The organism is Glycomyces tarimensis, assembly GCF_054776215.1.
Window position 1 is genome coordinate 7,150 of record NZ_BAAHCB010000005.1, and the last position, 9,346, is coordinate 16,495.

General features: G+C 70.7%; 12 protein-coding genes. 4 read left to right on the forward strand and 8 right to left on the reverse strand.

Translation table 11 applies throughout. The features are described 5' to 3' along the window. Both ACYVK3_RS05615 and ACYVK3_RS05620 read right to left on the reverse strand, forming a co-directional pair. A partial coding sequence (locus ACYVK3_RS05615; protein WP_460496297.1) for a hypothetical protein occupies nt 1-203 on the reverse strand: 203 nt, incomplete at its 3' end. A 258-nt stretch (nt 204-461) separates the two neighbouring features. Beyond that, nucleotides 462-1,040: a histidine phosphatase family protein gene (locus ACYVK3_RS05620; RefSeq protein WP_460496298.1), complete on the reverse strand. Its 579-nt coding sequence runs from the start codon at nt 1,038-1,040 to the stop codon at nt 462-464. A gap of 136 nt (nt 1,041-1,176) precedes the next feature. Between ACYVK3_RS05620 and ACYVK3_RS05625 the strand changes: the two genes are divergently transcribed. The 3 genes from ACYVK3_RS05625 to ACYVK3_RS05635 all read left to right on the forward strand — a co-directional run bounded on the left by ACYVK3_RS05625 (nt 1,177) and on the right by ACYVK3_RS05635 (nt 3,935). After that, nucleotides 1,177-2,226 carry a hypothetical protein gene (locus ACYVK3_RS05625; RefSeq protein ID WP_460496299.1) on the forward strand — a complete coding sequence of 350 codons (1,050 nt, stop codon included), beginning with the start codon at nt 1,177-1,179 and terminating at the stop codon, nt 2,224-2,226. A 98-nt stretch (nt 2,227-2,324) separates the two neighbouring features. Continuing rightward, on the forward strand, nt 2,325-3,302 hold the full coding sequence (locus ACYVK3_RS05630; RefSeq protein ID WP_460496300.1) for a S66 peptidase family protein: 978 nt from the start codon (nt 2,325-2,327) through the stop codon (nt 3,300-3,302). Nucleotides 3,303-3,389: 87 nt separating this feature from the next. Next, a complete protein-coding gene (locus ACYVK3_RS05635) occupies nt 3,390-3,935 on the forward strand; it encodes a GNAT family N-acetyltransferase (protein ID WP_460496301.1) in 546 nt (181 codons plus the stop codon). A 23-nt stretch (nt 3,936-3,958) separates the two neighbouring features. Here ACYVK3_RS05635 and ACYVK3_RS05640 read toward each other — a convergent pair whose 3' ends face one another. From ACYVK3_RS05640 to ACYVK3_RS05660, 5 genes are all read right to left on the reverse strand, one after another. Continuing rightward, nucleotides 3,959-5,011, reverse strand: a complete 1,053-nt coding sequence (locus tag ACYVK3_RS05640) for an endonuclease/exonuclease/phosphatase family protein (protein ID WP_460496302.1) — start codon at nt 5,009-5,011, stop codon at nt 3,959-3,961. Between the two features lie 53 nt (nt 5,012-5,064). Continuing rightward, complete coding sequence (locus ACYVK3_RS05645) at nt 5,065-5,751, reverse strand: alpha/beta fold hydrolase (RefSeq protein ID WP_460496304.1); 687 nt, start codon at nt 5,749-5,751, stop codon at nt 5,065-5,067. Nucleotides 5,752-5,843: 92 nt separating this feature from the next. Further along, nucleotides 5,844-6,698 (reverse strand): MBL fold metallo-hydrolase, encoded by an 855-nt coding sequence (locus ACYVK3_RS05650; RefSeq protein WP_460496305.1) that lies wholly within the window; start codon nt 6,696-6,698, stop codon nt 5,844-5,846. 46 nt (nt 6,699-6,744) lie between these two features. Further along, nucleotides 6,745-7,248, reverse strand: a complete 504-nt coding sequence (locus ACYVK3_RS05655; protein ID WP_460496307.1) for an NUDIX domain-containing protein — start codon at nt 7,246-7,248, stop codon at nt 6,745-6,747. Nucleotides 7,249-7,340: 92 nt separating this feature from the next. Beyond that, complete coding sequence (locus ACYVK3_RS05660) at nt 7,341-7,814, reverse strand: MarR family winged helix-turn-helix transcriptional regulator (RefSeq protein WP_460496308.1); 474 nt, start codon at nt 7,812-7,814, stop codon at nt 7,341-7,343. 76 nt (nt 7,815-7,890) lie between these two features. Between ACYVK3_RS05660 and ACYVK3_RS05665 the strand changes: the two genes are divergently transcribed. After that, nucleotides 7,891-8,265: a cupin domain-containing protein gene (locus ACYVK3_RS05665; RefSeq protein WP_460496309.1), complete on the forward strand. Its 375-nt coding sequence runs from the start codon at nt 7,891-7,893 to the stop codon at nt 8,263-8,265. Between the two features lie 43 nt (nt 8,266-8,308). Here ACYVK3_RS05665 and ACYVK3_RS05670 read toward each other — a convergent pair whose 3' ends face one another. Further along, the gene (locus ACYVK3_RS05670; RefSeq protein WP_460496310.1) at nt 8,309-9,154 is read right to left on the reverse strand and encodes an MBL fold metallo-hydrolase; all 846 of its coding nucleotides are present in this window, start codon (nt 9,152-9,154) and stop codon (nt 8,309-8,311) included. Nucleotides 9,155-9,346: the final 192 nt, after the last annotated feature.

Sequence of the window (9,346 nt, forward strand, 5' to 3'; positions counted from 1 at the left end):
CCCCGCGTCCCACGCCCCTCCGTCACCTCGATCGCGTCCGACTCGGTGGCCGGGAAGTCGACCGCGGGCAGTGACCCGACGGTCCCCCGATCCGCGTATGCCGCCGAGCGGTCGTTCGACACGATCGCCGGGTGCGCGACGCCGGGGCCTGGGTGGTGCGCCGTCCGAGCAGTTGGCCGGCGCATGATGCGAAGTGAGGTCATGCATGCGTATCCGTATGGGATTCTGGTTGTAAATGGGTGCGGCGGAGCCGGGTTGCCGCACCGACATGTAGTTGCCGCCGCGCCCCGAAAGGTTGCCGCGGTCGGGAGCTTTTCTTTTCCGGCCCGGTCCTGCCGGTCATCGACGCACTGTCCGAGCCGACCGCCTCGGCGATCGTCGCCACGGACGCTTCCAGGCCGCGCAAGCCGTACACGGCGAACGGTGCGCGGTCCCTCCCGCGGCGGCACGGCCCCCGGTGATCAGGGGCGGTGCCCTGACTCCATGCCCTCCAGATGGCCCACCGCGGCGATCGCGCGGACCTCCAGACCCTCGAGCGTCGTCACCGCACCCGACGGCACGCCTTCGCGCAGCATCGAGGCGGGAACGGCCTGGTCGCCCAGGAGGGTCCGCAGCAGATCCACCGTCACGCCGCCGTGGGCCGCCACCGCCAGCACCTCGCCGCCGTCGCGGTGCTCGACCAGGAAGTCCCTGAAGCGCGCCCCGGCCGACCGCGACGAGTCCCCGAGCGCCGGAACGAAGTCCCGGTCCGCGCTCGCGGCGGCCCACTGCTGGAGGAACCGTTCGATCGGCACGGTCCCGTCCCAGTTCATCCGCTCGGTCAGTCGCGCGTCCGTCCGCACATCGAGATCGCACGCCGACGCGAGCGGCTCGGCCGTCTCCCGCGCCCGCCGCAACGGGCTCGCGTAGACGCCCGTCAAGCCCTTGCCCCGCAGCAGCTCCGCCACCTGCTCGGCCTGCCGCCGGCCCCGCGCCGTCAGACCCGGATCCCCGGCTTTTCGCTCCTTCTCCCCGTGCTGCACAACATAAAAGACCGTCATGGCCTCGCATCGTACCCGCGCGGTGGTAGTGCTGCCCCTACCTTCGATCGACTAGCGCGCGTGACTGTGGAGCGGTGCGAACGTCCATAGCGTTAGAGCCATCCTCAAGTCCCCCAGAACACCAAGGGCACCGCACATGAACACCGCACCCGCACCCCGCCACGCCGCCCCGCCCCGCTGGCACCGGCCTCTCACGGCCGCCGGCATCGCCTTCGCCGCCCTCACCGTCGTCGCCTTCGCGGCGATGGTCGTCGACGACCGCACCCTCATGGGCGAATCGGTCTGGCTCAAGGCGCTCAAGTTCTCCTTCGCCTTCTCCGCCTACAGCTTCACGCTCGCCTGGCTCATCGGCCGCATGACGAGGGCCCGCCGCTTCGGATGGTGGTCGGGCACCGTCTTCGCCGCCGTCAGCGCGCTCGAGGTGGGCGTCATCGTCATGGCCGCCTCGTTCGGCACCTACAGCCACTTCAACAACTCCGAATCGCTGAGCAACCAGATCGTCCAGGGCTCGTTCCAGTACGGCGTCCCGATGCTGCTGCTGTCCAACATCGCGGTGGCGATCGTGCTCCTCTTCCAGCGCATCGGCGACCGCGCCGTCACCGCCGTGGTCCGCTGGGGCCTGCTGCTGTCGACGCTCGGCATGGCCGCGGCCTTCTTCATCCTCTCCGTCACCGAGCAGCGGCGGCGGGTCGTCCAGGACGCCTACGGCAACGAGGTCGAGCTCGGCGCCGGGCACGGGATCGGCGACCCCGACGGCAACGGCATGTTCCTCACCGGCTGGAGCACCACCGGCGGCGACATGCGCGTCCCGCACTTCATCGGACTGCACGGCATCCAGGTCCTCGTCCTGGTCGCGATCGTCATGAGCGCGCTCGCCGTCCGCTACGCCTGGCTGCGCGAGGAGCGGACTCGCGCCCGCATCGTCCACGCCTTGAGCCTCGGCTACCTCGGGGTCTTCACCACGGCCGTCTGGCAGGCCGTGCGCGGGCAGTCCTTCATCGCCCCCGACGGCGCGACGCTCGCGGCCTTCGCGGCCAGCGCCGCGGTCGCCCTCATCGGTGCCGCGCTCGCGATCGCGGTGGGCCGCCGCGCGATCGCGATCGAGGAGCCGGTGCCGGCCTCCATCGTCATCGAGCCCGAGCAGATCGATGCCGCCGAATGGGAACCGGCGATCCCCCTTCGCTAGCGGTCCAACGGATATAGCGTTTGCCAATGGGCTTGTGCCGGGGTCGTGGCGGCCGTAGGCTGTCCCTGGCCCCGGCTCGCGCTCTGGAGGTGGACACGATGCAACCGCTGCGGCCCAGGCGGCTCAGCCCGGGCGACACCGTCGTCATCGCCGCCCCGTCGGGCCCCTTCCTCCCCGATCGCCGCGACGAGCTCGACAGCGGCACCGCGACCCTCGAGGACATGGGCTTCACCGTCCGTCTCTCGGGCCTCGTCGAGTCCGCGTCCAGGCGTTTCTGGCGCTCGGCGTCCCCGGCCGAGCAGGCCGCGGAGATGAACGCGCTCCTGGCCGACCCCGAGGTGCGCGCCATCGTCCCCTTCGCGGGCGGCAACGCCACCACCGGCTACGTCGACCGCCTCGACTTCGACGCCGTCCGGGCCGATCCGAAGCCGATCCTCGGCTTCTCCGACATCACCGCCCTCCACCTGGCCCTGCACTCCCAGACGGGCCTGATCGGCATGCACGCCGACTTCGCGCCGGGCCTGGGCTGCTTCTGGGACGACGTCTCCACCCCCGAGCGCCGCACCCGAATCCGCGAGCTGCTGCGCGGCCTGCTCACCGGCGCGATCACCGAGGTCGACCTGCCGCCCGACCGGCCGTGGCAGACCTGGAGGCCCGGCAAGGCCACCGGGCGTCTCGTCGGCGGCCTGCTCGATCGGCTCGTCCGCCTCCAGGCCACGCCGTACGCCCTCGCGCCGGAGGTCTTCGACGGCGCGATCTTCTTCTGGGAGGACGTGGGGCGCAACATCGGCCACATCTGGAACGACCTCCACAGCCTCCGCATGCAGGGCGTCTTCGACCGCGTCGGCGCGATGGTCGTCGGCATCCCCACCGATCTGCACGGCCCGCCCGAGCGGTACGGTCCGGCGACGGTCGAAGACGTCGTCCGCGACGTCCTCGCCGACGTCGACTTCCCGATCCTCGGCGGCGTCGACTTCGGCCACACTGGACCGAACCTTCCGATGCCGATCGGATTGCGCGCCGCTGTCGACGCCGATTCGCAACAACTGAAACTCCTGGAATCACCTGTCTCCTAGACGCTTCGTGCACAAGCCGGTTGCAGGCGCAAGTCCATCCGAATTAGTGGTTGCTTTCCAATGGTGATTGCGGCACGGTTGGTAGACATGAAGATCCGAACGGCTGGGCCCGCGGACGCGGACGAGATCGTGCAAGTCAGGAACGCGTCATGGCGCGCCGCGTACGACGGCCTCATAGACGACAGGACGCTCGCGAGATTGCCCGCGGAACCGTCCGAGACGTTCGTGATGAACCTGAGCTCCCCGCCGCCGTTCTGGCTGACGCTCGTCGCCGAACGCGGCCCCGACGTCATCGGCTCCATCACGGTCGGCTGGGACACCAGGGAATCGGCGAGGAACGAGGTCGAGCCGGGACAGCCCGGCGAGATCTGGATGCTGTACGTCCACCCCGATCACTGGGGCCGTGGCGCCGGCCACGCCCTCATGCGCGAGGCGCACAAGGCGCTCAACGAGTACGGGCTCTCCCCGGTACGGGTCTGGGTACTCGAGGGCAACCAGGTCGGCGCGCACTTCTACGAGCGCTACGGCTTCGTCCGCGACGGCGAGCGCACCACGCACGAGATCGGCAAGCGGCCCTACCCGATCGTGCGCTACACGCTCCCGAAGGACCGGGTCGTCGACGAGCTCGTCTGAGGTCGACGGCCGCTCTCGGCGGATCAGCCCGGGAGCTGGACGGTGGCGAGCACCGGGGCGTGGTCGCTGCCGTCGTTGTCGAGGACCGCGAAGTCGCGCACGGCGACGCGTTCGTCGACGAGCACGTGGTCGAGCGTCACCGCGGGAGGGCGCAGCAGGCCGTTCAGATAGCCGCCCTCGACCGGCCGCCACGTCGGCACCAGCCCCGCGCCGGTGGCGTCGGCCGCGTCGCTGTAGCCGGAGTCCACCACATCGCGCAGCAGCCGGTGGTCGAGCGTCGAATTGAAGTCGCCGGCCAGGACCCACGGCACCTCCGCATCGGCTTCCGGGTAGGCCGCGAGATCGGCCTCCCAGTGCGGGATACGATCGGGCCTGGCGGGAGCGGCCGTGTGGACGGCCATGAACCGGACCTTGGTCTCGCCCGGCAGCGTTATCTCGGCGGCGGGCTGGAAGAAGATCCCGTCCGGTTCGAGCTCGTCGAGCCGCTCCATCGGGTGGCGCGAGTAGATGCCGGTGCCGACGGCGAAATCGGCGGGCTCGGCGATGACGTGCGGCAGCCGCTCCTCGAGACCGTGCGCGGTCAGCTCCGCATAGCCGTCCCCCGTGAGCTCCTGGACGCTGAGGACGTCCGGCTCGTACTCGTCGACCAAGTCGACGATGTACTCCACGTTCGCCGTGCCCACATACATGTTCACCGACAGCACGGTCAGCTCATAGCCCTCGGCGGCGGGCTGCTCGGCGGGCAGGGCGCGCGGAGCGATCGCCGCGGCCATCGCCAGCGCGGCCACGGCCGTCGCCGTCGCGGCCCGCCAATGGCGGAACGCGGCCTGCATCGCGGCCCCGAGCAGCGCCGCGGCGGCCATGTACGGCACGAAGGCGATGGTCGTGACGAGGATCCAGCCGCTCTCCAGCCCCAACAGGCGAATCGCCGCGTAAACGACGACACCGGCGGTGGCCGCCCAGGAGACGGACCGGAACAGGCGCCCGCGATACCAGCGCCCTCGCGCGGGCCGGCGCTTCGGCTCCTCGACGTGGCCGAGTCGGACGGTCGCGTCGCTCGCCTGTGGATCGCTCATCGGCCCGAGCCTAGCCGCGTGCGTCCACCCCTCCACGCCGCGCGGGCGGACGCTCAACCGCCCAATTCGCTCCAATACCGGTGCAGTCGCTCGGCCAGTTCGCGCGGCCGGCTCAAAGCGACCATGTGGCCGCCGTCGATCTCGTCGGGAGTGATGCCGAGCCGTTCGGCCGCGTGTGCGCGGGCGAACTCCAGCGGGAAGAACCGGTCGTCGCGACAGGCCAGATACCGGGTCGGGACATCGGGCCACCGCTCGAGCGGCGACGGCTCGTCCCATTTGGCACCGGACTGGTCCCGCGCCTTCGCGAACGCCTCCGTGGCGAGCTCGGTCGGCACGCCGTTCATGAACAGGTCCCCGTCCTGCGCTTCGGCCTCCATCGAGAGGTCGAGCGCGTCGTGCCCGCTGGCGGTCCACCATTCGCCCGGCGTCTCACCGGGCCGGGGGATCATCCCGGCGAGCAGCACCAGGAGCTCGGTTTTCGCGCGGGAGCAGACGACCGGAGCGACGAGGCCGCCGAACGAGTGCGCGACCACGGCCGGGTTCGGCCGGCCTTCGCATGCGGCGACGACGGCGTCGGCGTACTCGGAGACGCCGTCGGCGTCGTCCTCGATCGGCAGATCGACGGCGATCACCTCATGGCCCAGCTCCCGCAGCCGCGGGGCGACGAGGTGCCAGTCCCAGGAACTGCGGCCGCCGCCGTGGACGAGGACGAACGTCGCGGGGTCGTTCACGGATGCCATCGGCGCTCTCCTTCGAGTCGGCCATTCGCTGACGGTTGCGACCGTACCGCCGAGCACCGACACCGGGCCCGTCCCCGGGATCCGAACCGGGTTCAGTCCTCGTACCAGATATGGAAATCGTCGAACCGGTGCACGCCCGGCGCGCCGCCGATCTGACGCACCGCCCGCTGGAGCTCGTGCAACTGCGCGACGGTCATGGGCAGCGCCGCCTCGTCCGGCTGATACGTCCACCCGCGCGGATAGTCCGTGCCCGGCTGCACCGACATCTCGACGTGGCACCCGAGCAGGTGCGACACCGGATGGGCCTCGCACCAGGAGACCAGCCGGTCGACCGTCGCCTCGAAGGCGTCCCAGTCCTGGACGTAGAGCCGGCCCGGGTAGAACGTGTCGCCGGTGAGCAGCAGGCGCGTGTAGCGGTCGTAGAACACGGTGGCCGAGGCGTGGTGTCCCGGCCCGGGGATGACATCGACCGTGCGTCGGCCGAGATCGATGCGGGCCGGCGAGTGGGGCCAATCCTCGAAGCCGTAATGGGCGAGCACGTCATCGAGCTTGGAGCCGACGACGGTGGTGCGCTCCCGGTCGGTGAACTGGCCGTCGGCGGCCTTGTGGTCGCCGTGGCCGTGCGTGTGGACGATCAGCAGCCGATACTCCTCGCGCGGACGGCGCCCGAGCCAGGCGTCGATGTGGGCGTCGACGGTGCGCCGGAGCGGGAAGTACTCCGACTCGGCGGTGGCCCCGGTGTCCACGAGCATCGCGGAGTCATCGCCGAACAGCAGGAACATGAACGGCGCCTCGTAGTTCACGGACTTGTTCTGGCGCATGATGATCGTGTGCTCGTTGGCCGCGTGCGACTGGATCTCCGGCGCGGGGTCGTGCTTGGGCGAGGGCCAGCCGGCGTGCCATTCGACATCGAGGTCCGGCTCGCCGCCTCCTGGGGCGAATTGCACGGCGTGAAGCGAGGAGCCGCCGTCGGCGGAGGAGGTGGGGTGGGGATCAAGGGGTGATGCGCTGATGGGGATGCCTCCAAGGGTTCCGGTGGGCCAGGTGCCAACGTTCGACCGCGCGCTCCAGGAAGCGGTCCAGACCCCAATCGATCCGGGCCGAACCGACAGGACGGAACTCGCAGCGGAACCGCAGGCCGGCATCCCCGTCATGACTGGAGACCACATGGTCCCAAGCGTCGCGTGTCTCCGAGGTCGAAAGCCGGCTGTAGGTGCTGATCTGCCGCGCCCCGGCGACTTCGGGCGAGGCGGTCAAGGTGTTGCCGATGGCCTCGCCGAAGGCGAGACCGGCGGCGCCGGTCTCCTCGAAGGCCTCGCGCAAGGCGGCCTCGCCGATGGTCTCGTGGGGAAGCGCCCCACCGCCCGGCACCTGGACACCGGCATCGGGACGGTCGAGGTGAAGGACCACGAGCACCTCGGCTCCCGCCGGACCGCTTCTGAGCACATATGCGACGGCGCGCTGGCGGAAGTCGAGCAGTGCGGGGCTTGCGGGCATACGGTCAGTGTCCCCGCGCCGGCGGCCCCGCGCAATCCGGTTCGGCGCACCGGGCCGGGCCGCCGGTGAGTGGACGAGGCCATCCCTCGGGTTCACCACACCGGTCGCAGCGGAGGAGGGGGCCCGTCGTGGAGGGCGCGGACGACCTCGACGAGTTTCGCCCGCAGATCCTCGAGTTCGGCATGTCCGATCCGATCGCCGATCTCCGATTCGAGACCGTGCAGGATTTCCCCGGCCGCACGCAAGTGCTCGAGCCCGGCGGGCGCGAGCACGACGAGCTTGCGCCGACCACCGGCCGGGTGCGGGCGGCGCTCGACGTAGCCCCGTGCTTCGAGGTAGTCGACGATCTGCCCGGCGGCCTGCTTGGTGACGCCGAGTCGTTGCGCCAGTTCGCTGCCAGTGGCGCCGTCGGGGCCGAGCGCCTGGAAGGCGAGGCCGTGGATCGGGCGCAGGTCGGTGTATCCGGCAGCCTCGACTCTGCCGGTGAACTCGCCGAGCACGAGTTGGAACGCCAGGCCGAGCTGGAAGGTCAGCTCCATGTCCGCAAGTCGATCGTCGCCGCTCATGAGCCCATCTTGACACAGAAGAGTCAACCTGTTTTACTCAAGTGAGTAAAGCAGGTTGACTAGAGAGGTCAGAGCAATGCGCATCATCGTTCCGAAAGCGGACGACGTGATCCGGACGTCGGCGGCCACCATGACCGGGCTCGCCGCGCCCAGCCGCGGCAGCACCGAGCTGAGCACCTGGAAGGTGCGCATGGAATCGGGCGCGGACGGCGTCGAGCACGTCATCGACCGCGAGCAGGTGTGGATGGTGACCTCGGGATCGTTCGAGGTGGTGGCGGAGGGGCGCACGGCCCGCGTGTCCACGGGCGAGGCGCTGGTGCTCCCGGCCGAGGCGGTTCGAACGGTTCGCGCGGCGGACGGCCCGGCCGAAGCGCTGGTGGCGATGGCGGTCGGAGGCCGGGCCTCGCGCGCGGGAAGCTCGCAGACGCAAGCGGTGCCCTGGGCGCTCTAAGGCGTCCGGCACGCAAGCGGGCCGGCCGCCGACCGCCCGGCTCCTATGGGCCGTCGTCGAGTGCGAATCGCAGGTAGCGCTCGGCGGAACGGCGGACGGCGGCAGCCCCGTCGCCGGCGACCACCCGCCCCCACCACGCACCGTAGACGCGATCGAACGCGAACGGCTCGATCAGCGAGAGCGCGCGGCGGATCGTGCGCGGGCGCTCCGGAATGAGGTTGGGAAAGCTGTACATGAAGCCGACCCACCGCCGGTCGGCCACCACCATGAAGATGTCGCCGCTGAACAGCGCGCCGCGCCCGTCGGGGTCGGCGCTCCAATGCAGGACGGTGCCGCCGGCGAAATGCGTGCCCGCGTTGACGAGCGTCATGCCGGGCGCGATGGAGCGCGTCTCGCCGGTCCAGAACTCGATCACGGGATCGGGCCGCCCCACCCAGTCGCGGTCCGCGGCGTGGACGTACACCGGGACCTCGAACGCTCGCCCCCACTCGGTCATCGCGCCGTAGAAATGCGGGTGGCTGACCGCGATCGCGGTCAGTCCGCCGAGCCCTTCGATCTCGGCGGCCACATCGTCATCGAGATAGCCGAAGCAGTCCCACAGGACGTTGCCGGACGGGGTGCGGATGAGCAGCGCCCGCTGGCCGATGGCGAACGACGGCGTCACACCGACCCCGTACACGCCCGGGCCCTCGGGCTCGATCCGGCCCCGGTGGCCGTCCGCGCGCAGCTCGGCGAGGGTGGTCCACTGCTGGCCGTCCCAGCCGACGTACTGCCGCTCGTCCTGACAGATCGGGCAGTCCTCGCGCGGTTCCCCGTACTGCGTACCGCAGGTGCGGCAGACCGGGAGCCGCGAACCGGCCTCCGACACGGTCGGCCTCGACGTCGACACCAGCACACCCCCTCGCCATCCCCGACTCGCAGGGCCTTCGACCGACCCGACGATGTCCCACAACTCTATGGACCGTCGTTCCTCTTCGTCAATGCGAACCTCGCATGCGAGCGCGTCGTCCACCACAGACGGCTCCGACGCCGGCCGCCGCCCCCGACGCTCGCAAGCACGGCCGAGGGCCGCGGCGCAGGC

Bases quoted from the DNA above. Each gene is read 5' to 3' on its own strand.
- ACYVK3_RS05620 (WP_460496298.1), bottom strand. From the start codon at position 1,040: ATGACGGTCTTTTATGTTGTGCAGCACGGGGAGAAGGAGCGAAAAGCC.
- ACYVK3_RS05625 (WP_460496299.1), top strand. From the start codon at position 1,177: ATGAACACCGCACCCGCACCCCGCCACGCCGCCCCGCCCCGCTGGCAC.
- ACYVK3_RS05630 (WP_460496300.1), top strand. From the start codon at position 2,325: ATGCAACCGCTGCGGCCCAGGCGGCTCAGCCCGGGCGACACCGTCGTC.
- ACYVK3_RS05635 (WP_460496301.1), top strand. From the start codon at position 3,390: ATGAAGATCCGAACGGCTGGGCCCGCGGACGCGGACGAGATCGTGCAA.
- ACYVK3_RS05640 (WP_460496302.1), bottom strand. From the start codon at position 5,011: ATGAGCGATCCACAGGCGAGCGACGCGACCGTCCGACTCGGCCACGTC.
- ACYVK3_RS05645 (WP_460496304.1), bottom strand. From the start codon at position 5,751: ATGGCATCCGTGAACGACCCCGCGACGTTCGTCCTCGTCCACGGCGGC.
- ACYVK3_RS05655 (WP_460496307.1), bottom strand. From the start codon at position 7,248: ATGCCCGCAAGCCCCGCACTGCTCGACTTCCGCCAGCGCGCCGTCGCA.
- ACYVK3_RS05660 (WP_460496308.1), bottom strand. From the start codon at position 7,814: ATGAGCGGCGACGATCGACTTGCGGACATGGAGCTGACCTTCCAGCTC.
- ACYVK3_RS05665 (WP_460496309.1), top strand. From the start codon at position 7,891: ATGCGCATCATCGTTCCGAAAGCGGACGACGTGATCCGGACGTCGGCG.